Genomic DNA, 21522 nt, shown 5'->3' with positions numbered 1-21522 from the left:
GACAGAAGAACAGTGGTGCTTCACACGGAGTAGCTACGCGGCGTCCGATGCCCTCGGAAGGGGTATGACGCCTTGACAGAGAGAGAGTCAGCAATGGCGGGACAGAAGATCCGCATTCGACTGAAGTCGTATGACCACGAGGTCATCGACACCTCGGCGCGCAAGATCGTCGACACGGTGACCCGCGCGGGTGCCACGGTCGTCGGCCCCGTGCCGCTTCCGACGGAGAAGAACGTGGTGTGCGTCATCCGCTCGCCCCACAAGTACAAGGACAGCCGCGAGCACTTCGAGATGCGCACCCACAAGCGCCTCATCGACATCGTGGACCCGACGCCCAAGGCCGTCGACTCGCTCATGCGACTCGACCTCCCGGCCGACGTCAACATCGAGATCAAGCTCTGAGGTAACAGATGTCTTCCGCTACCAAGAACGTGAAGGGTCTGCTCGGCACCAAGCTCGGCATGACCCAGGTGTGGGACGAGAACAACAAGCTGGTTCCCGTCACCGTCATCGAGATCGCTCCGAACGTCGTCACCCAGCTCCGCACGGCGGAGAAGGACGGCTACGAGGCCGTGCAGATCGCCGCAGGCGCCATCGACCCGCGCAAGGTGAACCAGCCCGCGTCCGGCCACTTCAAGGCCGCCGGCGTCACCCCGCGTCGTCACCTCGCCGAGGTGCGCACCGCCGACGCGTCGAGCTACGAGCTCGGCCAGGAGCTCACCGCCGACGGCACCTTCGAGGCCGGCCAGCTCGTCGACGTCGTCGGCACGAGCAAGGGCAAGGGCTTCGCCGGTGTCATGAAGCGCCACAACTTCAAGGGCGTCTCCGCCTCGCACGGTTCGCACCGCAACCACCGCAAGCCCGGCTCGATCGGTGCTTCGTCGACCCCCAGCCGTGTCTTCAAGGGCATGCGCATGGCCGGTCGCATGGGTGGCGAGCGCGTGACCGTGCTGAACCTCCGCGTGCACGCCGTCGACGCCGAGAAGGGCCTCCTCCTCGTCAAGGGCGCCGTCCCCGGCGCACGCGGCCGTCTCGTTTTCGTCCGCAACGCAGTGAAGGGGGCGTAGTCCATGGCTACCGCGACCAACACCATCGACACCCTCGACGTCACCGGCAAGAAGTCCGGCACGATCGAGCTCCCCGCGGAGCTCTTCGACGTGCAGACCAACGTGCCGCTGATCCACCAGGTCGTCGTCGCCCAGCTCGCCGCCGCGCGTCAGGGCACCCACAAGACCAAGACCCGCGGCGAGGTGTCCGGCGCCGGCCGCAAGCCCTTCAAGCAGAAGGGCACGGGCCGCGCCCGCCAGGGCTCGATCCGCGCGCCGCAGATGACCGGCGGTGGCATCGTCCACGGCCCGCAGCCGCGTGACTACTCGCAGCGCACCCCCAAGAAGATGATCGCCGCAGCCCTGCTCGGCGCCCTCTCCGACCGCGCCCGCGGCGGCCGCATCCACGCCGTCGAGGCCTTCGCGGGAGACACCGCGAAGACCCGCGAGGCCGTCGCGCTGCTCGAGGGCATCGCGCCCGCCAAGCACTACCTCGTCGTGCTCACGCGGGACGAGGAGCTGTCGGAGCGCGCCGTGCGCAACATCCCGACCGTGCACGTGCTGCGGGTCGACCAGCTGAACGCCTACGACGTGCTCGTCTCCGACGACATCGTCTTCAGCACCGCCGCGCTCGAGGCGTTCATCGCCGCGAAGACGGCGAAGAAGGAAGAGGTCTCCGCATGAGCGCCGCACACAACAAGGACCCGCGCGACATCATCATCGCGCCCGTCGTCTCGGAGAAGAGCTACGGCCTGATCGACGAGGGCAAGTACACGTTCACCGTGGACCCCCGCGCGAACAAGACCGAGATCAAGTTCGCGATCGAGAAGATCTTCAACGTCCAGGTGGCGTCGATCAACACCCTGAACCGCCAGGGCAAGACCCGCCGCACCCGGTTCGGCATCGGCAAGCGCAAGGACACCAAGCGCGCGATCGTCACCCTCAAGTCCGGCTCGATCGACATCTTCACGGCTGTCGGCTAGGGAGCAGAGGAATAAGAATGGCTATTCGTAAGTACAAGCCCACGACCCCGGGTCGTCGCGGTTCGTCGGTCGCCGACTTCGCGGAGATCACGCGCTCGACGCCCGAGAAGTCGCTGCTCCGCCCGCTGTCGAAGACCGGTGGTCGCAACAACCAGGGTCGCATCACGACCCGTCACATCGGTGGTGGCCACAAGCGCCAGTACCGCGTGATCGACTTCCGTCGCAACGACAAGGACGGCGTGCCCGCCAAGGTCGCGCACATCGAGTACGACCCGAACCGCACGGCTCGCATCGCACTCCTCCACTTCGCCGACGGCACCAAGCGCTACATCCTGGCGCCGAACAAGCTGTCGCAGGGCGACCCCATCGAGTCGGGCCCCAACGCCGACATCAAGCCGGGCAACAACCTGCCGCTGCGCAACATCCCCACGGGTACCGTGGTGCACGCCATCGAGCTCCGCCCCGGCGGCGGCGCGAAGATGGCCCGCTCGGCCGGAGCCTCGGTTCGCCTCGTGGCGAAGGACGGCCCCTACGCCCAGCTGCGCCTGCCCTCGGGCGAGATCCGCAACGTCGACGCGCGCTGCCGCGCCACGATCGGCGAGGTCGGCAACGCCGAGCAGTCGAACATCAACTGGGGCAAGGCCGGCCGCAAGCGCTGGAAGGGCGTCCGCCCGACCGTCCGCGGTGTCGCCATGAACCCGATCGACCACCCGCACGGTGGTGGTGAGGGCAAGACCTCCGGTGGTCGCCACCCGGTCAGCCCGTGGGGCCAGTCCGAGGGACGCACCCGTCGCCCCAACAAGGAGAGCGACAAGCTCATCGTCCGTCGTCGCACCGTCGGCAAGAAGCGCAAGTAGGAGTAGAAGAAGATGCCGCGCAGTCTCAAGAAGGGCCCCTTCGTCGACGACCACCTGCTTCGCAAGGTCGTCACGCAGAACGAGGCCGGTTCCAAGAACGTCATCAAGACCTGGTCGCGTCGTTCGATGATCATCCCGGCGATGCTGGGTCACACGATCGCCGTGCACGACGGCCGCAAGCACATCCCGGTGTTCGTCACCGAGACCATGGTGGGCCACAAGCTCGGTGAGTTCGCCCCCACCCGCACCTTCCGTGGACACGTGAAGGACGACAAGAAGGGCCGTCGCCGCTGACGCGGTGACGTGAAGGAGGAGAAGAAATGGTGGAGTCGATCGCACGCGTGCGACACATCCGCGTCACCCCCATGAAGGCCCGCCGCGTCGTCAACATGATCCGCGGCAAGCAGGCACAGGAGGCGCTCGCCATCCTGAAGTTCGCACCCCAGGGTGCGAGCGAGCCGGTGTACAAGCTCGTCGCCTCGGCCATCGCGAACGCTCGCGTCAAGGCCGACGCCTCGAACACCTACCTGGACGAGCAGGACCTCTACATCAGCCGCGCATTCGTCGACGAGGGCACCACCCTCAAGCGATTCCAGCCGCGCGCGCAGGGTCGTGCCTTCCGCATCAACAAGCGAACGAGCCACATCACCGTCGTGCTCGCCACGCCCGAGGAGGGTACGAAGTAATGGGTCAGAAGGTCAACCCGTACGGCTTCCGTCTCGGCATCACCACCGACCACGTGTCGCGGTGGTTCTCCGACTCGACGAAGCCCGGACAGCGCTACGCCGACTACCTCGCCGAGGATGTCAAGATCCGTCGCCTGCTCCAGACGTCGCTCGACCGCGCGGGAGTCTCGCGCATCGAGATCGAGCGCACCCGCGACCGCGTCCGCGTGGACATCCACACGGCGCGTCCCGGCATCGTGATCGGCCGCCGCGGCGCCGAGGCCGAGCGCATCCGCGCCGACCTCGAGAAGCTCACCGGCAAGCAGATCCAGCTCAACATCCTCGAGGTGAAGAACCCCGAGGCCGACGCCCAGCTCGTCGCCCAGGGCATCGCCGAGCAGCTCTCCGCCCGCGTGGCCTTCCGCCGCGCGATGCGCAAGGGCCTGCAGGGTGCACAGCGCGCCGGCGCCAAGGGCGTCCGGATCCAGGTGTCGGGCCGCCTCGGCGGCGCCGAGATGAGCCGTTCGGAGTTCTACCGCGAAGGCCGGGTGCCCCTGCACACGCTCCGCGCGAACATCGACTACGGCTTCTACGAGGCGAAGACCACCTTCGGCCGCATCGGCGTGAAGGTCTGGATCTACAAGGGCGACATCACCAACAAGGAGCTCGCCCGCGAGCAGGCTTCGCAGAAGCCCTCGCGCGGTGACCGCAATGACCGCCCCCGCCGTGCGCCCAAGGCGCAGGAGCCGGTGGCAGCAGGAGTTGAGGCATAACCATGTTGATTCCCCGTCGAGTCAAGTACCGCAAGCAGCACCACCCCGGCCGTTCGGGCCACGCCACCGGCGGCACGAAGGTCACCTTCGGCGAGTTCGGCATCCAGGCCCTGACTCCCGCCTACGTGACCAACCGTCAGATCGAGTCCGCTCGTATCGCGATGACCCGTCACATCAAGCGCGGCGGCAAGGTGTGGATCAACATCTACCCCGACCGTCCGCTCACGAAGAAGCCGGCCGAGACCCGCATGGGTTCCGGTAAGGGTTCGCCCGAGTGGTGGGTCGCCAACGTCAAGCCGGGTCGCGTCCTCTTCGAGGTCTCGGGCGTCTCCGAGGAACTCGCTCGCGAGGCCATGACCCGTGCCATCCACAAGCTGCCCCTCAAGGCACGCATCATCAAGCGCGAGGAGGGCGACGCATAATGGCCGTCGGAACCAAGGAGCTCAGCCCCGCAGAGCTCGACACGTTTGAAGACGAGCGACTCGTCGACGAGCTGAAGAAGGCCAAGGAGGAGCTGTTCAACCTGCGCTTCCAGTCGGCCACCGGACAGCTCGAGAGCCACGGCCGCCTCCGTGCGGTCAAGCGCGACATCGCCCGCATCTACACGGTCATCCGTGAGCGCGAGCTCGGCATCCGTGCCACTCCCGCACCGGTCGAGGCTCCGGCCAAGGCTGAGAAGAAGACGAAGAAGGCCAAGCCCGCGGATGACGCGGCCCAGGCCGAGACGAAGGAGGCCTGATCATGGCTGAGACCAAGAAGGCTCACGAGGCCGAGGTCGCCGAGACGGCCGAGCTCGTCCGTGGATACCGCAAGGTGCGCCGCGGCTACGTGGTCAGCGACAAGATGGACAAGACCATCGTCGTCGAGGTCGAGGACCGCGTGAAGCACCCGCTGTACGGCAAGGTCCTGCGCCGCACGTCCAAGGTCAAGGCTCACGACGAGCTGAACACCGCCGGCATCGGCGACCTCGTCGTGATCAGCGAGACCCGTCCCCTCAGCGCCACCAAGCGCTGGCGCCTGGTCGAGATCGTCGAGAAGGCCAAGTAAGCCCCGGCTTGCTTGAGAGAAGGAGTTCACAGTGCTTCAGCAGGAATCACGACTCAAGGTCGCCGACAACACCGGCGCCAAGGAGCTGCTCACGATCCGTGTCCTCGGTGGTTCGAAGCGCCGGTACGCCGGCCTCGGTGACACCATCGTCGCGACCGTCAAGGACGCCATCCCCGGCGGCAACGTCAAGAAGGGCGACGTGGTCAAGGCCGTCATCGTCCGCACCGTCAAGGAGACCCGTCGTCCCGACGGCTCGTACATCAAGTTCGACGAGAACGCCGCGGTGATCCTCAAGAACGACGGTGACCCCCGCGGCACCCGCATCTTCGGACCGGTCGGTCGCGAGCTCCGCGACAAGAAGTTCATGAAGATCATCTCGCTGGCACCGGAGGTTATCTAAGTCATGGCAAACATCAAGAAGGGTGACCTCGTGCAGGTCATCTCGGGCCGCAGCCAGGCCCGCGGCGGAGACCGCGGCAAGCAGGGCAAGGTCATCGAGGTGCTCGTCGCCGAGAACCGGGTCGTCGTGCAGGGCGTGAACTTCGTCACGAAGCACGTGCGAGTCGGCCAGACCCAGCGCGGCACCAAGACCGGCGGCATCGAGACGCACGAGGCGCCGATCCACGTGTCGAACGTGGCGCTCGTCGACCCCGAGACGAAGAAGCCGACCCGCGTCGGCTTCCGCAACGAGACCGTGACGAAGGACGGCGTCTCCAAGACCGTCCGCGTCCGCTACGCAAAGAAGTCAGGTAAGGACCTGTAATGACCGATACGGCGACGCAGGCTGGCAAAATCCAGCCGCGACTGAAGACCAAGTACCGGACCGAGATCGCGAAGGCCCTCACCGAGGAGCACGGCTACACCAACGTGCACCAGGTGCCCACCCTCGTGAAGATCGTGGTCAACATGGGCGTCGGCGAGGCGGCCCGCGATGGCAAGATCATCGACGGCGCGATCGCGGACCTCACCAAGATCACCGGGCAGAAGCCGCTGGTCACCAAGGCCCGCAAGTCCATCGCGCAGTTCAAGCTGCGCGAGGGCCAGCCGATCGGTGCCCACGTGACGCTCCGCGGCGACCGCATGTGGGAGTTCCTCGACCGCCTGCTGTCGCTCGCGCTGCCCCGCATCCGCGACTTCCGCGGCCTGTCGGACGCGCAGTTCGACGGCAACGGCAACTACACCTTCGGTCTCACGGAGCAGTCCGTGTTCCACGAGATCGACCAGGACAAGATCGACCGCGTCCGCGGCATGGACATCACCGTGGTGACCACTGCCAGGAACGACGACGAGGGCCGCGCGCTGCTCAAGCAGCTCGGCTTCCCGTTCCGGTCGAGCACGACCGCCAACTGAACCCCGCGGATGCCGCGAGCGCGAGTTCGCGGCATCCGATCCGGTCCGGGCATCCGCTCGGGCCCCACCACAGGTCATCACTCGTGTAACGGGTGCTGAAACCTGGTGAACGTTAGGAAACACCCGTCATGACGATGACCGACCCGGTCGCTGACATGCTGACCCGCCTGCGCAACGCGAACTCGGCGCACCACGACTCCGTGTCGATGCCGAACTCGAAGCTCAAGGCCCACATCGCCGAGATCCTGAAGAACGAGGGCTACATCGCCGGCTTCGAGGTCACCGACGCCCGCGTCGGCAAGACCCTCACGCTGCAGCTCAAGTTCGGCCCGAACCGCGAGCGTTCGATCGCGGGCATCAAGCGCGTCTCCAAGCCCGGCCTCCGCGTGTACGCGAAGTCGACGGAGCTCCCCAAGGTGCTCGGCGGCCTCGGCGTCGCGATCCTGTCCACCTCCAGCGGTCTGCTCACCGACCGCCAGGCCGAGAAGAAGGGCGTGGGTGGGGAAGTCCTCGCCTACGTGTGGTAGTTCCATGTCACGAATCGGACGACTCCCCATCGACATCCCCGCCGGTGTCGACGTGAAGGTCGACGGCGCAGCCGTCACCGTCAAGGGCCCCAAGGGCGAGCTGGCGCTCAACGTCGCCTCGCCGATCGAGGTGAAGGTCGAGGACAACCAGGTCCTCGTCACCCGCCCCGACGACGAGCGCGAGTCGCGCTCGCTGCACGGCCTCACCCGCTCGCTCATCGCGAACCAGATCATCGGCGTCACGCAGGGCTACTCCAAGGGCCTCGAGATCGTCGGCACCGGGTACCGCGTGGCCCAGAAGGGTTCCGCGGTCGAGTTCGCGCTCGGCTTCTCGCACCCCGTGACCGTCGAGCCCCCGGCCGGCATCACGCTGACCGTCGAGGGCAACAACAAGATCACGGTCGCCGGCATCGACAAGCAGGCCGTCGGCGAGACCGCCGCAAACATCCGCAAGATCAAGAAGCCCGAGCCCTACAAGGGCAAGGGCATCCGCTACGCCGGCGAGGTCGTGCGTCGCAAGGCCGGAAAGTCAGGTAAGTAATCATGGCCGTGAAGACCAAGACGGCTGCGCGCTCGCGCCGCCACACCCGCCTTCGCAAGAAGATCGTCGGCACGGAGCTGCGTCCGCGCCTCGTCGTCACCCGTTCGGCCCGCCACGTCTTCGTGCAGGTCGTCGACGACGCCGCCGGCCGCACGCTTGCGTCCGCATCCACCATGGAGGCCGACCTCCGTGCGTTCGACGGTGACAAGACCGCCAAGGCCAAGAAGGTCGGCGAGCTCGTCGCGGAGCGTGCGAAGCAGGCCGGCATCGAGTCGGTCGTCTTCGACCGCGGTGGGAACAAGTACGCCGGTCGCGTCGCCGCCATCGCCGATGGTGCGCGAGAGGCGGGGCTGAGCCTGTGACCGACAACAAGAAGGAGACCGAGGTGGCTGCAGTGGCAGAGGCACCCGTGGAGACCGCCGCCGCGAGCGAGGCTCCCCAGAACGAGCCGCGGGAGGCCCGTCGTGGCAGCCGCGACCGTGGCCCGAGCCGCGACCGCGGTGGCCGTGACGCCGAGAAGAGCCAGTTCCTCGAGCGCGTCGTGACCATCAACCGCGTGTCGAAGGTCGTCAAGGGCGGCCGTCGCTTCAGCTTCACGGCGCTCGTCGTTGTGGGCGACGGCAACGGACTCGTCGGCGTCGGCTACGGCAAGGCGCGCGAGGTCCCGACCGCGATCTCGAAGGGCGTCGAGGAGGCGAAGAAGAACTTCTTCCGCGTCCCTCGCGTCGGAGCGACCATCCCGCACCCCGTGCAGGGTGAGGCCGCGGCCGGCGTCGTCCTGCTGCGTCCGGCGTCCGCCGGTACCGGTGTCATCGCGGGCGGCCCCGTTCGCGCCGTCCTCGAGTGCGCCGGCATCCACGACGTGCTGAGCAAGTCGCTCGGCTCGTCGAACACCATCAACATCGTGCACGCCACGGTGGAGGCCCTCAAGCAGCTCGAGGAGCCCCGTGCGGTCGCCGCGCGTCGTGGCCTCGACTACGACCAGGTCGCCCCCGCCCGCCTGCTGCGTGCCGAGGCCCAGGCGGCCGAGGCCGCCGCAGCAGCGAAGGCAGGTGCCTGATGGCCAAGCAGCTCAAGGTGACCCAGATCAAGTCCAAGGTGAGCGAGAAGCAGTACCAGCGCGACACGCTCCGCAGCCTCGGACTGAAGCGCATCGGCGACTCGGTCGTTCGTGACGACACCCCGCAGAACCGCGGATACGTCAAGACCGTCGCCCACCTCGTGAAGGTTGAGGAGATTGACTAATGGCTGACGAGACGAAGGACGCCGCCGCCGCGCCCAAGAAGGCTCCGGCGAAGAAGGCGGCCGACAAGCCCGCCGCCGAGAAGAAGGCGCCGGCCAAGGCCGCCGCCGCGAAGGCGCCCGCCAAGGCCGCCGCAGCGAAGGCCGACGACGCGAAGGCCGAGAAGGCCCCCGCCAAGAAGGCCCCGGCGAAGAAGGCCACTCCGAAGGACGCCGTCGACGCCAAGCGCGAGCCGGTCCTGAAGGTGCACCACCTCCGCCCCGCGCCGGGAGCCAAGAAGGACAAGACCCGCGTCGGACGCGGTGAGGGTTCGAAGGGCAAGACGGCCGGTCGCGGCACCAAGGGCTCCAAGGCCCGCAACAACATCCGCCCCGGGTTCGAGGGTGGCCAGCTTCCGTACCACATGCGTGCGCCGAAGCTGCGCGGCTTCAAGAACCCGTTCCGCGTCGAGTACCAGGTGGTCAACCTGGAGAAGCTCGCCGAGCTCTACCCGAAGGGCGGCGACGTCACCGTCGACGACCTCGTCGAGAAGGGTGCCGTCCGCAAGAACGAGCGCGTCAAGGTGCTCGGCAACGGCGACATCCAGGTGAAGCTCAACGTCGCGGTCGACAAGGTCTCCGGCTCCGCCGAGCAGAAGATCGTCGCCGCGGGCGGCTCGGTCAAGTAGGCCGAAGCATCACCCGCTTGTTCGAGCCTGTCGGGACCTCGCGTATGATTCACGGGGGTCTCGACAGGCTCGAGCCGCATACGGACTGAGTCCGAAACAGCGCTACCCGCTCCACGACGGAGCTACCAGGAGGACGAGTGTTCAACGCCATCGGGCGGATCTTCCGCACGCCGGATCTTCGCCGCAAGATCGGATTCACGCTGGGCATCGTCGCCCTGTTCCGGCTCGGCTCCTTCATCCCGGCTCCGTTCGTGGACTTCGGGAACGTGCAGGCGTGTCTCGCGGCGAGCCAGGGGGCATCCGGCCTCTACGAGCTCGTCAACCTCTTCTCGGGCGGCGCCCTGCTGCAGCTGTCGATCTTCGCGCTCGGCATCATGCCGTACATCACCGCGTCGATCATCGTGCAGCTGCTGCGCGTGGTGATCCCCCACTTCGAGACCCTCTACAAGGAGGGCCAGGCGGGCCAGGCGCGTCTCACGCAGTACACGCGCTACCTCACCATCGCCCTCGGCGTCCTGCAGTCGACGACCCTCATCACCGTCGCCCGCTCCGGCGCGCTGTTCCCGTCGGGCGCCCCCGAGTGCTCGCAGCTCATCACGAACGACGCCTGGTACGCGATCCTGCTCATGGTCATCACGATGACCGCCGGCACCGGCCTCATCATGTGGATGGGCGAGCTCATCACCGAGCGCGGCATCGGCAACGGCATGTCGCTGCTCATCTTCACGTCGATCGCGGCGCAGTTCCCGGTCTCGCTCTGGGCGATCGGCATCTCCCGCGGATGGGACGTCTTCACGATCGTGCTCCTGGTCGGCCTGCTCGTGGTCGTCGCCGTCGTGTTCGTCGAACAGTCGCAGCGACGGATCCCCGTGCAGTACGCCAAGCGCATGGTCGGGCGGCGCACCTACGGCGGCAACAACACCTACATCCCGATCAAGGTGAACATGGCCGGCGTCGTGCCCGTCATCTTCGCCTCGTCGCTGCTGTACCTGCCGGCGCTGATCGCGCAGTTCAACCAGCCGGCGGCCGGCGAGGAGCCGCAGCCGTGGGTCGTGTGGATCACGAACTACCTCACCCAGGGCGACCACCCGCTCTACATGCTCCTGTACTTCCTGCTCATCGTCGGGTTCACGTACTTCTACGTGGCGATCACCTTCAACCCCGACGAGGTCGCCGAGAACATGAAGAAGTACGGCGGGTTCATCCCCGGCATCCGTGCGGGCCGCCCGACGGCCGAGTACCTCGACTACGTGCTCACCCGCATCACGCTGCCCGGCTCGTTCTACCTCGGCCTCATCGCGCTGCTGCCGCTGATCGCCTTCAGCCTCGTGGGTGCGAACGCGAACTTCCCGTTCGGCGGCGCCTCGATCCTGATCATCGTCGGCGTCGGCCTCGAGACCGTGAAGCAGATCGACGCCCAGCTCCAGCAGCGCCACTACGAAGGGCTCCTCCGATGACGGCTCCCGCAAGCAGTTCGGCCCGCTTCCTGATCGTCGGCCCGCAGGGCTCCGGCAAGGGGACGCAGGGCGTGCTGGTCGCGGAGGCCTTCGAGGTGCCGTCGATCTCGACCGGCGACGTGTTCCGCGAGAACATCTCCGGCGCCACCGAGCTCGGCGGGCGCGTCCAGGCGATCGTCGAGGCGGGCGACCTCGTGCCCGACGAGCTCACCTGCGAACTCGTGCGCGACCGCCTCGAGCAGCCGGATGCCGCGCGCGGCTTCCTGCTCGACGGGTTCCCGCGCAACCGCGTCCAGGTCGACGACCTCGAGGACTTCCTGGCCTCGCGGGGCGAGGCGCTCGACGCCGTGATCGAGCTGGTCGTGCCGCGCGAGGAGAGCATCGCGCGGCTCCGCCAGCGCGCGATCGACCAGGGCCGCACCGACGACACCGAAGAGGTGATCGCGAACCGCCTCGCGATCTACGAGCGCGAGACGGCGCCGATCCTCGACGTGTACCGCGGCCGTGGGCTCGTGCTGCGCATCGACGGCGTCGGGTCGCTCGCCGACGTGACGGCTCGCATCTTCGAGGCGCTCGCCACGCGTGGGCTCGTGCCCGCCCACCCCGTCCACGGCGCCGCCTGAGCTCCGCCGGCGTGTTCCGTCGCTCGATCTACAAGTCGCCGGCCGAGCTGCGCTCGATGCGCGCGGCGGGCGCGGCGACCGCCGCCGCCCTCGCCGAGGCGCGTCGCCTGCTGCGGCCCGGCGCGACCCCGCTCGAGCTCGACGCGGCCGCGGAGCGGGTGATCCGCGGGCTCGGCGGGCGACCGAACTTCCAGCTCGTGCCCGACTACCGGCACACGCTCTGCGTCTCGGTCGACGACGACGTGGTGCACGGCATCCCGGGTGAACGTCCGTTCCGTGCGGGTGACATCGTCTCCGTCGACGGCGGCGCCGAGGTCGACGGGTGGAACGGCGACGCCGCGTTCACCGTCGTGATCCCCGACCCGGCGCGGCCCGAGGTGGTCGCGGCCCGCGAGGCGCTCTCGGCGGTGACCGAGGCGGCCCTCTGGCAGGGCATCGCCGCCCTCGCGAGCGCGAGGCACCTCAACGAGGTCGGCGCGGCCATCGAGGACCGCATCCGTGCCGAGGGGCAATACGGCATCCTCACCGACTACGTGGGCCACGGCATCGGGCGCACCATGCACGAGGAGCCGCCCGTCTTCAACTACCGGGTCGACCGGCGGGGTCCGGCGGTCAAGCCGGGACTCGTCGTGGCCATCGAGCCGATGGTGGTCGCCGGCGCGGTCGAGACGTTCATCCGCGACGACGAGTGGACGGTCACCACGGCCGACGGCGCGGACGCCGCGCACTGGGAGCATTCCGTCGCGGTGCACGCGGACGGCCTCTGGGTGCTCACCGCCGAGGACGGCGGCGTCGCCGGACTGGCGCCGTTCGGCGTCGTCCCCGTACCCATTCCGTAGGAGCGTCGCGGCTAGGCGCCGTGGGGTTCCATGAGCCGGGCGAGCTCCGCGAGCAGCCCGGGGTAGTCCTCGGCGCCGTGCACCAGGCGCTGCACGTTCTCGCGCTCCGAGAAGGCCTCGACGAACTGGTCGAACACCTCCTGGAACTCCGCCCGTCCGCTCTCGGCGAACGCGATGAGCGCGACCACGTTGACGTTCGCGCCGGCCCAGTCGATCGGCACGTCGTCGACGGCGATCGCGATCGCGGTGCGCCGTGCCGTCATGGTCATGGCGTGGGGTACGGCGAGGTGCTCGGTGAACGCGGTGGAGGAGAGGCGCTCGCGCTCGAGCGCGCCCTCGACGTAGGCCCGGTCGATGACGCCGACGGCGATCATGCGGTCGCCGAGCATGCGGATCGCCCCGTCGCGGTCGAGCCCGCGCAGCCCGCGCACGAACAGCTCGGGGGCGATGTAGCTCGACAGCGCGGCCGCGAGCCGGGCCCGCCGCCGTGCGCGGCGCACGCGCGTGATCTCGGCGCGCACGCGCTCGAGGTCGCCCTCCGACGGGAACGGCGCCACCACCACGAGGCGCTCCACGGGCTCGGCGGGTTCGAGCACGGCGACGACCAGGTCGGCGGAGTCGGCCCCGTCGTCGCCCGGTCCGACCACCTCGACGTCGTCGTCGACGGCGCTCCGGATGCGTTCGGCGAGTGCGGTGTGCACGTCGTGGTAGGCGGGCGCCGAGACGGCCACCCGCACGGCCTCGCCGCGCGACCGCCGACGGTCGAGGTACGCCCCGACGTGCATCGCGATGTACGCGATCTCGTCGTCGTTCACGGAGATGCCCTCGGTGCGCGCCAGCTCGCTCGCGATGTACACGGCGAGCTCGTAGATGAGCGGGTAGGCCGCCTTGATCGACGCCGTGAGGGGGTTGCGCGAGAAGCTGGACTCGCTCGCGCGCGCCACGAGGTTGTCCACGTGCAGCGCGAGCCGCTCGATGAAGTCCTCGTCGTCGAGGTCGATGAGGTAGGCGGATGAGGCGCTGCCGACGATGCGGCGAACGAGCGGCAGGCGTGGCGAGACCGGCCGCCCCGCGGCATCCGCCTGCGCCGTCTCGGTCGTGCGGGTGGCGGCACGCGTCTCGAGCAGCCGCGTGAGGTGGGCCAGGTCGGCGGGGCCGACCGTCGTGCCGAAGGTCTCCGTCAGGAGGCGCGAGAGCAGCTCGGCCAACGGCCCGGAGGTCGGGTCCCCGTCGGTGCGCTCCGTGCCCGCCGCCGGCGCCTCCCCGGGTTCCTCGAGCGGATGGTTCGCGGCAACGCGATCGAGCGCGATGGCCGTGTGCAGCAGCACGTCGTTGAGCCCGTACTCGTTCGGCGCGTAGCCGGCGTCGGCGAGCCCCGCGACGAGTGCGGTGCGGAAGTCGCCGACCTCGGGGAACGCCGCGCGCAGCGCATCGAGCTCGAGCATCCCGCGCGACGACTCCTCGCGGAACAGCGTGCCGAGCAGGCGCCGCCGTGCCGTCTCGGGCCCCACGAGGGTGATGCGCGAGCCGTGCCGGTCGAGGGAGAGGCCGGAGCCGTCGAGCCGGGCGCGCACGCGCCCGAGGTCGGACTCGAACGTCGAGTCGCTCACGTGGTTCGCGGCCGCCGTCTCGTGGACGTCGAGGCCGTCGGTGGCGTCGATGAGCGAGCGGATGACGCGGGAGGTGCGCACCGCGGGCGACGAGCCCCGGCGCGGCATCGTCCGCCGGGTCGCCCACGCGGCCCGGTCGAGGCGGTATCCCGCCGGCCCGGACTCGACGATGACGCCACCGGAGTTCGCCTGCGCCGCGTAGTTGCGGATGGTGCGCGTGGTGACGCCCAGCCGGTCGGCGAGCTCGGCCGCCGTGGTCCACCCGTCGGCATGGCCGAGCGCGTCGACGAGGCGCTCCCATTTCTCGGCCACTGCAGCTCCCGCTCTCGCCGGCGCCACGCGACGCCGTGCGGTGCAGCCCAGTCAACCATCGACCCGACGACGAGTGGGCGGATCGGCGGTGCTTTTCCGGGGGTGCGGAAAGAGATCGGGTGGAGCCGCCGACCCTGCCGCGGGCAGAATCGAGTCGATCGCGGCACTACGCCGCGGCCGAACGATCGACGGAGACCGGGCGATGGCCGGGCGAGGAGGCTTGGTGGTGCGCATCATCGTGGTCTGCGGCGCCGGCGCCTCGAGCACCTTCGTCGCCCACCGGATCCGCCGGGCCGCTGCGGCCCGGGGCATCGAGGTGCGCGCGAAGGCCACGAGCGAGTCCCAGCTCGAGCAGGCGCTCGCCGACGCGGACGTGCTCCTCGTCGGCGCCCACCTCGGCGATCGGCTCGACCGGCTGCGTGAACGCGCGGCGGCGGCATCCGTGCCGATCGCGATCCTGACCGAGGACGCGGCCACCGCGTCCGACGGCGAGGAAGCCCTCGACGTGGCCCTCGAGTTCGCTGGAGCCACGTCATGAGCCCGCGCGCCCCGCGCGCCGCGGTTCCCACCCGACGGCCCCCGGGCTATGGTGGGCGAGGGAACGGAAGCCAGCGACGGAGACCGGAATCATGGTGGAACGCACAGTTCGAATCGGATCGACCCACGGCCTGCACGCTCGGCCTGCCAAGCTCTTCACCCAGGCCGCTGCCGCCTCGGGGGCTTCGGTCACGATCCAGAAATCCGGTGGCACGCCCGTCAACGCGGCGAGCATCCTCGCCGTCATCGCGCAGGGCATCGACCACGGTGACGAGGTCACGATCGTCGTCGACGGCGGCGACGAGCAGGCCGTGCTCGACCAGCTCGTGGAGTTGCTCAGCACCGACCACGACGAATAGCGCGCGGCATCCGTCGCCCATTCAACCGAACCGGGAGGGCGAGTGATGGAGATCAGGGGCACGGGCATCGGACAGGGTGTCGCGGTGGGGCCGGTCGTGCGGATGGCGGATGCGCTGCCCGAACCGGTGGACCGACCCAGCCACCTCGATCCCGAACGCGAGGGCGAGCGAGCCAGGGCCTCGCTCTCGGTCGTCGCGGCCGAGCTCGCGAACCGCGGCGCGAAGGCCGGCGGCGCGGCGAAGGACGTGCTCGAGGCCCAGTCGATGATGGCCGAGGACCCGAGCCTGATCGACGAGGTCACGAAGCTGCTCGCCACCGGCAAGACCGCCGAGCGCGCCGTGTACGAGGCGTTCGCCGCGTACCGCGACCTGCTCGCCGGCATGGGCGGGTACATGGCCGAACGCGCCGCCGACCTCGACGACATCTCGCAGCGCGTGATCGCGCACCTGCTCAAGCTGCCGCCGCCCGGCGTGCCCAACCCGGGGCATCCGTTCGTGCTCGTGGCGCGCGACCTCGCGCCGGCCGACACCGCCATGCTCGACCTCGACCAGGTGCTCGGCCTCGTGACGTCCGACGGCGGCCCGACCTCGCACACCGCGATCCTGGCCCGTGAGAAGAACATCGTGGCGGTGGTGGGAGCCGCGGATGCCGCGACCCTCGCCGACGGCGACATGGTCGTGGTCGACGCGGCCGACGACCTCGTCGTTTCGGATCCGACCACCGAGCAGGTGGCGCACGCCAACGAGCGCATCGCCGAGCGCGCCGCCCTCGAGGCGGCGCCCGTCACGCCGGGCGCGCTGTCCGATGGCACGCCCGTGCCGCTGCTCGCGAACCTCGGCTCGGCCGACGGCGCCGCGGAGGCGCTGAAGCTCGGTGCCGAGGGCGTCGGCCTGTTCCGCACCGAGTTCCTCTTCCTCGACGCCGACGCCGCGCCCAGCGTGCGCGAGCAGCAGGAGCACTACACGCGGCTCCTCACGGCGTTCGCGGGCCGCAAGGTCGTCGTGCGCGTGCTCGATGCGGGCGCCGACAAGCCGCTGGCGTTCCTCAACGACGCGCATGAGGAGAACCCGGCACTCGGGCTGCGCGGCATCCGTGCCCTGCGCCATTCCGAGGTCATCCTCCGCGAGCAGCTCACCGCCCTGGCCGCAGCGGATGCCGCGACCGACGCCGAGCTGTGGGTGATGGCCCCGATGATCGCCACGGTCGAGGAGACCCGGTACTTCGAGCGGCTCGCGAAGGAGCTCGGGATCCGGGTGGCCGGGGTCATGGTGGAGACGCCGTCGGCCGCACTCGTCGCCGACCGCGTGCTCGCCGCCTGCGACTTCGCCTCAATCGGCACGAACGACCTCACCCAGTACACCATGGCCGCCGACCGGCTCCTCGGCACCGTGGCGAACCTCCAGAGCCCCTGGCACCCCGCCGTGCTCCGCCTCATCGCGGACGTCGGCGCGGCCGGTGCCGAACTCGGCAAGCCCGTCGGGATCTGCGGCGAGGCCGCAGCCGACCCCCTGCTCGCCGTCGTGCTCGTGGGCCTCGGCGCCACGAGCCTGTCGATGTCGCCATCGGCACTCGCAGATGTCCGCGCCTCCCTCGCGCGGTACAGCCCGGATGACGCCAAGGCGCTCGCCCGGGCAGCCCTGGCCGCTGAGGGAGCGGCCGAAGCCAAGCAGGCGGCCCAGGCCGCCGCGTCCGACATCACCACGGCGCGCACATCCGCGTCGTGACCACGAGAGAGGCAAGACGATGACAACGACGTCACCCGAGACGAAGCGGCCGGGGGGAGCTCGCGTCGCGGTCCAGAGGTTCGGTACCTTCCTCAGCGGCATGATCATGCCGAACATCGCGGCGTTCATCGCCTGGGGGTTCATCACCGCGCTGTTCATCGAGGCCGGGCCGTTCCCCGTCCCCGAGCTCGGCGGGTTCCCGAGCCCCGACGGCACCGAGAACGTCGGGCTCGTCGGCCCGATGATCACCTACCTGCTGCCGCTGCTCATCGCGAACCAGGGCGGTCGGATGGTCTACGACACCCGTGGCGGCGTCGTGGGCACGATCGCCACCGTCGGCGTGATCGTCGGCGCGGGTATCCCGATGTTCATCGGCGCGATGATCATGGGTCCCCTCGCGGCCTGGATCATGAAGCAGCTCGACCGGCTCTGGGAGGGCAAGATCAAGGCCGGCTTCGAGATGCTGGTCAACAACTTCTCCGCCGGCATCCTCGGCATGCTGCTCGCCCTGATCGGCTTCTACGCCTTCGCTCCCGCCGTGGAGTTCGTCAGCAACGGGCTCGAGGCGGCGGTCAACTGGCTGGTGCTGGCCGGCCTGCTGCCGCTCGTGTCCATCCTCGTCGAGCCCGGCAAGGTCCTCTTCCTGAACAACGCCATCAACCACGGCGTGTTCACCCCGCTGGGCATCCAGCAGTCGGAGGAGTCCGGCAAGTCGATCCTGTTCCTCATCGAGGCGAACCCCGGCCCCGGCCTGGGCATCCTCCTCGCGTTCGCGATCTTCGGTGTGGGCATGGCCAAGGCGAGCGCACCCGGCGCGATCATCATCCAGTTCCTCGGCGGCATCCACGAGATCTACTTCCCGTACGTGCTCATGAAGCCGCTGACGATCATCGCAGCGATCGCGGGCGGTATGACCGGCGTCGCGACGAACGTCATCTTCGCCAGCGGCCTCCGTGCGCCGGCCGCCCCGGGCAGCATCATCGCGGTGCTGCTGCAGACCGCGTCCGACAGCTACGTGGGCGTCATCCTCTCGGTGGTGTTCGCGGCGACGGTCTCGTTCGTCATCGCCTCGATCATCCTCCGAGCGGGCCGCAAGCGCGACCTCGCGACCGGCGGCGGCGACCTCTCGGCCGCGGTCGCGAAGACCGAGGCGGCCAAGGGCAGGAAGAGCGACGTGCTCTCGGGCCTGCAGACCGAGGGCGTCGAGGCCGGCGGCGGGCTCATCGCCGAGGGCGAGCAGGCCGCGTTCGAGCACAAGCCGATTCACACGATCATCTTCGCTTGCGACGCCGGCATGGGATCGAGCGCGATGGGCGCGACGGTGCTCCGCAACAAGATCAAGAAGGCGGGCATCGACAGCGTGACGGTGACGAACAAGTCGATCGCCAACCTCACCGACGACGTGGACCTGGTGATCACCCACCAGGACCTCACCGACCGCGCGAAGCTGCAGTCGCCCAGCGCCCTGCACATCTCGGTGGACAACTTCATGAACTCGCCGAAGTACGACGAGATCGTGAACCTGCTCGAGAGCGAAGGCGTGCGCTGACGCGTCACGTCGAACGAAGAGCGGCAGCCCGATGCCGCGGCGGTCTCCATTTCGGAGGTCGCCGCGGCGTCGGCCCGCCGGGTTGAGGAAGAAGGAGCATCCCATGACCGAAGAGATCCTGCCCCCGGGCAACGTGCGCCTCGCCGTCCGCGCCGCGAGCCGGGACGATGCGATCCGCGAGGCCGGCGCGATCCTCGTCGAGGCCGGCGCGGTCGACCCCGCCTACGTCGACTCGATGCTCGAACGCGAGGGATCCGTGTCGACGTACATGGGCAACTTCCTCGCGATCCCGCACGGCACCAACGAGGCGAAGGACCAGATCCGCCGATCGGCGCTCTCGGTCGTGCGCTACGACGAGCCCGTCGACTGGAACGGCGAGGAGGCCCGCTTCGTGGTCGGCATCGCCGGCATCGAGAACGAGCACCTCGACATCCTCTCCAAGATCGCCGTCATCTTCTCCGACGACGACGCCGTGCAGCGGCTCGTCGACGCGGCGACCGCCGGCGAACTGCACGCCCTGCTCTCGGAGGTCAACGAGTCGTGAAGGCCGTGCACTTCGGCGCCGGGAACATCGGGCGCGGCTTCGTCGGCCTCCTCCTGCACGACGCGGACTACGAGCTCGTGTTCGCCGACGTGAACGCCGAGCTCATCGACGCGCTCGCGGCATCCGACCAGTACACCGTGCACGAGGTGGGCGCCGGCGCACGAGATCGCGTCGTCGACGGCTACCGCGCCGTGAACAGCCAGACGCACGCCGCGACGCTCCTCGACGAGCTGCGCACCGCCGACCTCGCCACCACCGCGGTCGGCCCCACGATCCTGCGGTTCATCGCACCGCACCTCGTCATGGCCCTGCGTGAACGGCCGGCGGATGCCCCGCCGCTCGCGATCATGGCGTGCGAGAACGCGATCAACGCCACCGACCTGCTGCGCGATGAGATCGCGTCCCTCTCGAGCCCCGAGGAGTGGCCCTCGCTGGCGGCGAAGGCGATCTTCGCGAACACCGCCGTCGACCGGATCGTGCCGGGCCAGGCCGCCGACGCCGGCCTCGACGTGACCGTCGAGACGTTCTTCGAATGGGCCATCGAGCGTTCGCCGTTCGGCGACGACGCCCCCGCGATCCCGGGCGCGCACTTCGTCGACGACCTCGCGCCCTACATCGAGCGCAAGCTCTTCACCGTGAACACGGGGCATGCGTCGACGGCCTACTTCGGCATCCTCGCCGGCCACGCGCGCATCAGCGACGCCCTCGCCGACCCCGCCGTCGCGGCGGCAGTGGAACGCGTGCTGGGCGAGACGTCGGCGCTCATCGTCGCCAAGCACGACTTCTCGGAGGAGGAGCAGGCCCGGTACCGGGCCGCCATCCTCGAGCGCTTCCGCAACCCCGAGCTGCCCGACACGGTCGAGCGCGTGGGGCGCCAACCGCTCAGGAAGCTCGGCAGGCACGAGCGCTTCATCGGGCCGGCGGCCGAGCTCGCGACGAGGGGGCTGCCCGTCGACGGGCTCCTCGCGGCGGTCGGCGCGGCGCTGCGATTCGACGTCCCCGCCGACCCCGAGAGCGTGGAGCTGCGCGAGCTGCTCGACAGCCGGGAGCCCGCCGTGCTCGTGCACGAGGTCACGGGCATCGGCGCGGGACATCCGCTCGAGCCGGGCCTCGTCTCGGTGGTCGCGGCCGCACAGCGGGGCGACTGACCCCGCGCCCCGCGCCGTCCGCTGCCTCGACTGGCGAAACCACCCGGGATCGCCTATAGTTGACCCTTGGTGTTCTGCACGCCTGCTTCGGCATGCCCGACGAGCGATCGTCGGTTGAGCACATCGCACGACCAGCATCCCAAACTCCAAGCGATAGTGAGGCTATGGCCAAGAAAGACGGCGTCATCGAGATCGAAGGTTCGGTCGTCGAGGCTCTCCCGAACGCGATGTTCCGGGTGGAGCTCACGAACGGGCACAAGGTCCTCGCGCACATCTCAGGAAAGATGCGCCAGCACTACATCCGCATCCTCCCCGAGGACCGCGTGATCGTGGAGCTGAGCCCATACGACCTGACGCGCGGCCGCATCGTCTACCGCTACAAGTAAGGACCGCTGGAAAGTAACGGCCCGCGGCACCCCGCGGGCACGAGGACAGCGAAACCAAGGAAACAACTGTGAAGGTCAACCCCTCCGTCAAGCGCATCTGCGACAAGTGCAAGGTCATCCGCCGCCACGGCCGCGTCATGGTGATCTGCGAGAACCCGCGCCACAAGCAGCGCCAGGGCTAGTCGCGAGGCTTCGGGGCGCACCACGCGTGCGCCCCATTCCCACAACTGAACACCGCATCGGCAGCGCCAGAACCACGGCATCACGGATGTCGCGGGGACACCTCGGGTTGGAGGCCCGGGCACCGGCGTTGCTCCACACCTCCACTTCGAAACAGGAGAAGCCAACATGGCACGTCTGGCAGGAGTCGACATCCCGCGCGAGAAGCGCGTGGAGATCGCACTGACCTACATCTACGGCGTCGGCCGCACGCGAGCGCTCACCACGCTCGCCGAGACCGGCATCGACGGGAACATCCGCGTGAAGGACCTCAGCGACGAGCAGCTCGTCGCCCTCCGCGATTACATCGAGGGCAACTTCAAGGTCGAGGGTGACCTCCGACGCGAAGTCGCCGCCGACATCCGCCGCAAGGTCGAGATCGGCTCCTACGAGGGCATCCGCCACCGTCGCGGCCTTCCGGTCCGCGGCCAGCGCACCAAGACCAACGCTCGCACCCGCAAGGGCCCGAAGCGCACCGTCGCCGGCAAGAAGAAGCCCGGCCGCAAGTAACCGCT

General features: G+C 69.1%; 33 protein-coding genes. 32 read left to right on the top strand and 1 reads right to left on the bottom strand.

The genetic code is table 11. The features are described from left to right. The first annotated feature begins 93 nt into the window (after positions 1 to 93). The 23 genes from rpsJ to map all read left to right on the top strand — a co-directional run bounded on the left by rpsJ (position 94) and on the right by map (position 12618). A complete protein-coding gene (gene rpsJ / locus EV187_RS13135) occupies positions 94 to 402 on the top strand; it encodes a 30S ribosomal protein S10 (protein ID WP_017201594.1) in 309 nt (102 codons plus the stop codon). Positions 403 to 410: 8 nt separating this feature from the next. Then, positions 411 to 1067 carry a 50S ribosomal protein L3 gene (gene rplC, locus EV187_RS13130; protein WP_056734926.1) on the top strand — a complete coding sequence of 219 codons (657 nt, stop codon included), beginning with the start codon at positions 411 to 413 and terminating at the stop codon, positions 1065 to 1067. A gap of 3 nt (positions 1068 to 1070) precedes the next feature. Further along, on the top strand, positions 1071 to 1730 hold the full coding sequence (rplD, locus tag EV187_RS13125) for a 50S ribosomal protein L4 (RefSeq protein ID WP_130353519.1): 660 nt from the start codon (positions 1071 to 1073) through the stop codon (positions 1728 to 1730). Then, positions 1727 to 2029 (top strand): 50S ribosomal protein L23, encoded by a 303-nt coding sequence (gene rplW, locus EV187_RS13120; protein WP_130353518.1) that lies wholly within the window; start codon positions 1727 to 1729, stop codon positions 2027 to 2029. Before rplD ends, rplW begins: the two co-directional genes overlap by 4 nt. 17 nt (positions 2030 to 2046) lie before the next feature. Then, entirely contained in the window at positions 2047 to 2886 is an 840-nt protein-coding gene (gene rplB / locus EV187_RS13115) for a 50S ribosomal protein L2 (protein WP_130353517.1), read from the top strand. A 12-nt stretch (positions 2887 to 2898) separates the two neighbouring features. Then, positions 2899 to 3180, top strand: coding sequence for a 30S ribosomal protein S19 (rpsS, locus tag EV187_RS13110; RefSeq protein ID WP_056734934.1), 282 nt, complete (start codon positions 2899 to 2901; stop codon positions 3178 to 3180). Between the two features lie 26 nt (positions 3181 to 3206). Continuing rightward, the gene (gene rplV / locus EV187_RS13105; RefSeq protein ID WP_130353516.1) at positions 3207 to 3572 is read left to right on the top strand and encodes a 50S ribosomal protein L22; all 366 of its coding nucleotides are present in this window, start codon (positions 3207 to 3209) and stop codon (positions 3570 to 3572) included. Beyond that, positions 3572 to 4324 carry a 30S ribosomal protein S3 gene (gene rpsC / locus EV187_RS13100; RefSeq protein ID WP_130353515.1) on the top strand — a complete coding sequence of 251 codons (753 nt, stop codon included), beginning with the start codon at positions 3572 to 3574 and terminating at the stop codon, positions 4322 to 4324. The genes rplV and rpsC overlap by 1 nt, the downstream gene beginning before the upstream one ends. 2 nt (positions 4325 to 4326) lie before the next feature. Continuing rightward, a complete protein-coding gene (gene rplP, locus EV187_RS13095) occupies positions 4327 to 4746 on the top strand; it encodes a 50S ribosomal protein L16 (RefSeq protein ID WP_056010870.1) in 420 nt (139 codons plus the stop codon). After that, on the top strand, positions 4746 to 5063 hold the full coding sequence (gene rpmC / locus EV187_RS13090) for a 50S ribosomal protein L29 (RefSeq protein WP_130353514.1): 318 nt from the start codon (positions 4746 to 4748) through the stop codon (positions 5061 to 5063). Before rplP ends, rpmC begins: the two co-directional genes overlap by 1 nt. A gap of 2 nt (positions 5064 to 5065) precedes the next feature. Further along, entirely contained in the window at positions 5066 to 5371 is a 306-nt protein-coding gene (rpsQ, locus tag EV187_RS13085; RefSeq protein WP_130353513.1) for a 30S ribosomal protein S17, read from the top strand. Between the two features lie 31 nt (positions 5372 to 5402). After that, positions 5403 to 5771, top strand: coding sequence for a 50S ribosomal protein L14 (gene rplN, locus EV187_RS13080; protein ID WP_122937450.1), 369 nt, complete (start codon positions 5403 to 5405; stop codon positions 5769 to 5771). Positions 5772 to 5774: 3 nt separating this feature from the next. Continuing rightward, on the top strand, positions 5775 to 6134 hold the full coding sequence (gene rplX / locus EV187_RS13075; RefSeq protein WP_130353512.1) for a 50S ribosomal protein L24: 360 nt from the start codon (positions 5775 to 5777) through the stop codon (positions 6132 to 6134). Continuing rightward, positions 6134 to 6721, top strand: a complete 588-nt coding sequence (gene rplE / locus EV187_RS13070) for a 50S ribosomal protein L5 (protein WP_130353511.1) — start codon at positions 6134 to 6136, stop codon at positions 6719 to 6721. The genes rplX and rplE overlap by 1 nt, the downstream gene beginning before the upstream one ends. A gap of 128 nt (positions 6722 to 6849) precedes the next feature. Beyond that, positions 6850 to 7248 carry a 30S ribosomal protein S8 gene (gene rpsH / locus EV187_RS13065; RefSeq protein WP_130353510.1) on the top strand — a complete coding sequence of 133 codons (399 nt, stop codon included), beginning with the start codon at positions 6850 to 6852 and terminating at the stop codon, positions 7246 to 7248. A 4-nt stretch (positions 7249 to 7252) separates the two neighbouring features. Beyond that, a complete protein-coding gene (gene rplF / locus EV187_RS13060; protein ID WP_130353509.1) occupies positions 7253 to 7789 on the top strand; it encodes a 50S ribosomal protein L6 in 537 nt (178 codons plus the stop codon). A 2-nt stretch (positions 7790 to 7791) separates the two neighbouring features. After that, complete coding sequence (gene rplR, locus EV187_RS13055; RefSeq protein WP_130353508.1) at positions 7792 to 8151, top strand: 50S ribosomal protein L18; 360 nt, start codon at positions 7792 to 7794, stop codon at positions 8149 to 8151. Between the two features lie 32 nt (positions 8152 to 8183). Further along, positions 8184 to 8849, top strand: coding sequence for a 30S ribosomal protein S5 (gene rpsE / locus EV187_RS13050; protein WP_423190897.1), 666 nt, complete (start codon positions 8184 to 8186; stop codon positions 8847 to 8849). Further along, complete coding sequence (gene rpmD, locus EV187_RS13045) at positions 8849 to 9034, top strand: 50S ribosomal protein L30 (RefSeq protein ID WP_130353506.1); 186 nt, start codon at positions 8849 to 8851, stop codon at positions 9032 to 9034. Before rpsE ends, rpmD begins: the two co-directional genes overlap by 1 nt. Further along, positions 9034 to 9699 (top strand): 50S ribosomal protein L15, encoded by a 666-nt coding sequence (gene rplO / locus EV187_RS18765; protein ID WP_130353505.1) that lies wholly within the window; start codon positions 9034 to 9036, stop codon positions 9697 to 9699. The genes rpmD and rplO overlap by 1 nt, the downstream gene beginning before the upstream one ends. 137 nt (positions 9700 to 9836) lie before the next feature. Then, positions 9837 to 11156, top strand: a complete 1320-nt coding sequence (secY, locus tag EV187_RS13035; protein WP_130353504.1) for a preprotein translocase subunit SecY — start codon at positions 9837 to 9839, stop codon at positions 11154 to 11156. Continuing rightward, positions 11153 to 11779 (top strand): adenylate kinase, encoded by a 627-nt coding sequence (locus tag EV187_RS13030; protein ID WP_130353503.1) that lies wholly within the window; start codon positions 11153 to 11155, stop codon positions 11777 to 11779. The genes secY and EV187_RS13030 overlap by 4 nt, the downstream gene beginning before the upstream one ends. A gap of 11 nt (positions 11780 to 11790) precedes the next feature. Further along, entirely contained in the window at positions 11791 to 12618 is an 828-nt protein-coding gene (gene map, locus EV187_RS13025) for a type I methionyl aminopeptidase (RefSeq protein WP_130353502.1), read from the top strand. A gap of 11 nt (positions 12619 to 12629) precedes the next feature. Here the strand turns inward: map and EV187_RS13020 are convergent, their stop codons facing one another. Next, positions 12630 to 14540, bottom strand: coding sequence for a BglG family transcription antiterminator (locus EV187_RS13020; protein ID WP_130353501.1), 1911 nt, complete (start codon positions 14538 to 14540; stop codon positions 12630 to 12632). A 223-nt stretch (positions 14541 to 14763) separates the two neighbouring features. Here EV187_RS13020 and EV187_RS13015 point away from each other — a divergent pair, with 223 nt between their 5' ends. From EV187_RS13015 to rpsM, 9 genes are all read left to right on the top strand, one after another. After that, a complete protein-coding gene (locus tag EV187_RS13015) occupies positions 14764 to 15078 on the top strand; it encodes a PTS sugar transporter subunit IIB (protein WP_242609599.1) in 315 nt (104 codons plus the stop codon). Positions 15079 to 15169: 91 nt separating this feature from the next. Beyond that, positions 15170 to 15436 (top strand): HPr family phosphocarrier protein, encoded by a 267-nt coding sequence (locus EV187_RS13010; protein WP_130353500.1) that lies wholly within the window; start codon positions 15170 to 15172, stop codon positions 15434 to 15436. 45 nt (positions 15437 to 15481) lie between these two features. Next, positions 15482 to 17161 carry a phosphoenolpyruvate--protein phosphotransferase gene (gene ptsP / locus EV187_RS13005; RefSeq protein WP_130353499.1) on the top strand — a complete coding sequence of 560 codons (1680 nt, stop codon included), beginning with the start codon at positions 15482 to 15484 and terminating at the stop codon, positions 17159 to 17161. 19 nt (positions 17162 to 17180) lie between these two features. Continuing rightward, positions 17181 to 18710 carry a PTS mannitol transporter subunit IIBC gene (locus EV187_RS13000; protein WP_130353498.1) on the top strand — a complete coding sequence of 510 codons (1530 nt, stop codon included), beginning with the start codon at positions 17181 to 17183 and terminating at the stop codon, positions 18708 to 18710. Between the two features lie 103 nt (positions 18711 to 18813). Then, a complete protein-coding gene (locus EV187_RS12995) occupies positions 18814 to 19254 on the top strand; it encodes a PTS mannitol transporter subunit IIA (RefSeq protein ID WP_130353497.1) in 441 nt (146 codons plus the stop codon). Then, a complete protein-coding gene (locus EV187_RS12990) occupies positions 19251 to 20402 on the top strand; it encodes a mannitol-1-phosphate 5-dehydrogenase (protein WP_130353496.1) in 1152 nt (383 codons plus the stop codon). Before EV187_RS12995 ends, EV187_RS12990 begins: the two co-directional genes overlap by 4 nt. 164 nt (positions 20403 to 20566) lie before the next feature. Then, positions 20567 to 20788 (top strand): translation initiation factor IF-1, encoded by a 222-nt coding sequence (gene infA / locus EV187_RS12985; protein ID WP_021759551.1) that lies wholly within the window; start codon positions 20567 to 20569, stop codon positions 20786 to 20788. A 68-nt stretch (positions 20789 to 20856) separates the two neighbouring features. After that, positions 20857 to 20970 (top strand): 50S ribosomal protein L36, encoded by a 114-nt coding sequence (gene rpmJ, locus EV187_RS12980; RefSeq protein WP_056734976.1) that lies wholly within the window; start codon positions 20857 to 20859, stop codon positions 20968 to 20970. 166 nt (positions 20971 to 21136) lie between these two features. Next, positions 21137 to 21517 carry a 30S ribosomal protein S13 gene (gene rpsM / locus EV187_RS12975; RefSeq protein ID WP_056010826.1) on the top strand — a complete coding sequence of 127 codons (381 nt, stop codon included), beginning with the start codon at positions 21137 to 21139 and terminating at the stop codon, positions 21515 to 21517. Positions 21518 to 21522: the final 5 nt, after the last annotated feature.

The organism is Agromyces ramosus (genome assembly GCF_004216665.1).
Taxonomy (GTDB): Bacteria; Actinomycetota; Actinomycetes; order Actinomycetales; family Microbacteriaceae; genus Agromyces; species Agromyces ramosus.
Note: the sequence above shows the minus strand (reverse complement) of the source record. Positions and strands in the feature narration are given on the sequence as shown.

Coding starts and splice junctions, on each gene's coding strand:
- rpsJ (WP_017201594.1), top strand. CDS start 94: ATGGCGGGACAGAAGATCCGCATTCGACTGAAGTCGTATGACCACGAG.
- rplC (WP_056734926.1), top strand. CDS start 411: ATGTCTTCCGCTACCAAGAACGTGAAGGGTCTGCTCGGCACCAAGCTC.
- rplD (WP_130353519.1), top strand. CDS start 1,071: ATGGCTACCGCGACCAACACCATCGACACCCTCGACGTCACCGGCAAG.
- rplW (WP_130353518.1), top strand. CDS start 1,727: ATGAGCGCCGCACACAACAAGGACCCGCGCGACATCATCATCGCGCCC.
- rplB (WP_130353517.1), top strand. CDS start 2,047: ATGGCTATTCGTAAGTACAAGCCCACGACCCCGGGTCGTCGCGGTTCG.
- rpsS (WP_056734934.1), top strand. CDS start 2,899: ATGCCGCGCAGTCTCAAGAAGGGCCCCTTCGTCGACGACCACCTGCTT.
- rplV (WP_130353516.1), top strand. CDS start 3,207: ATGGTGGAGTCGATCGCACGCGTGCGACACATCCGCGTCACCCCCATG.
- rpsC (WP_130353515.1), top strand. CDS start 3,572: ATGGGTCAGAAGGTCAACCCGTACGGCTTCCGTCTCGGCATCACCACC.
- rplP (WP_056010870.1), top strand. CDS start 4,327: ATGTTGATTCCCCGTCGAGTCAAGTACCGCAAGCAGCACCACCCCGGC.
- rpmC (WP_130353514.1), top strand. CDS start 4,746: ATGGCCGTCGGAACCAAGGAGCTCAGCCCCGCAGAGCTCGACACGTTT.
- rpsQ (WP_130353513.1), top strand. CDS start 5,066: ATGGCTGAGACCAAGAAGGCTCACGAGGCCGAGGTCGCCGAGACGGCC.
- rplX (WP_130353512.1), top strand. CDS start 5,775: ATGGCAAACATCAAGAAGGGTGACCTCGTGCAGGTCATCTCGGGCCGC.
- rplE (WP_130353511.1), top strand. CDS start 6,134: ATGACCGATACGGCGACGCAGGCTGGCAAAATCCAGCCGCGACTGAAG.
- rpsH (WP_130353510.1), top strand. CDS start 6,850: ATGACGATGACCGACCCGGTCGCTGACATGCTGACCCGCCTGCGCAAC.
- rplF (WP_130353509.1), top strand. CDS start 7,253: ATGTCACGAATCGGACGACTCCCCATCGACATCCCCGCCGGTGTCGAC.
- rplR (WP_130353508.1), top strand. CDS start 7,792: ATGGCCGTGAAGACCAAGACGGCTGCGCGCTCGCGCCGCCACACCCGC.
- rpmD (WP_130353506.1), top strand. CDS start 8,849: ATGGCCAAGCAGCTCAAGGTGACCCAGATCAAGTCCAAGGTGAGCGAG.
- rplO (WP_130353505.1), top strand. CDS start 9,034: ATGGCTGACGAGACGAAGGACGCCGCCGCCGCGCCCAAGAAGGCTCCG.
- EV187_RS13030 (WP_130353503.1), top strand. CDS start 11,153: ATGACGGCTCCCGCAAGCAGTTCGGCCCGCTTCCTGATCGTCGGCCCG.
- EV187_RS13010 (WP_130353500.1), top strand. CDS start 15,170: ATGGTGGAACGCACAGTTCGAATCGGATCGACCCACGGCCTGCACGCT.
- ptsP (WP_130353499.1), top strand. CDS start 15,482: ATGGAGATCAGGGGCACGGGCATCGGACAGGGTGTCGCGGTGGGGCCG.
- EV187_RS13000 (WP_130353498.1), top strand. CDS start 17,181: ATGACAACGACGTCACCCGAGACGAAGCGGCCGGGGGGAGCTCGCGTC.
- EV187_RS12995 (WP_130353497.1), top strand. CDS start 18,814: ATGACCGAAGAGATCCTGCCCCCGGGCAACGTGCGCCTCGCCGTCCGC.
- infA (WP_021759551.1), top strand. CDS start 20,567: ATGGCCAAGAAAGACGGCGTCATCGAGATCGAAGGTTCGGTCGTCGAG.
- rpsM (WP_056010826.1), top strand. CDS start 21,137: ATGGCACGTCTGGCAGGAGTCGACATCCCGCGCGAGAAGCGCGTGGAG.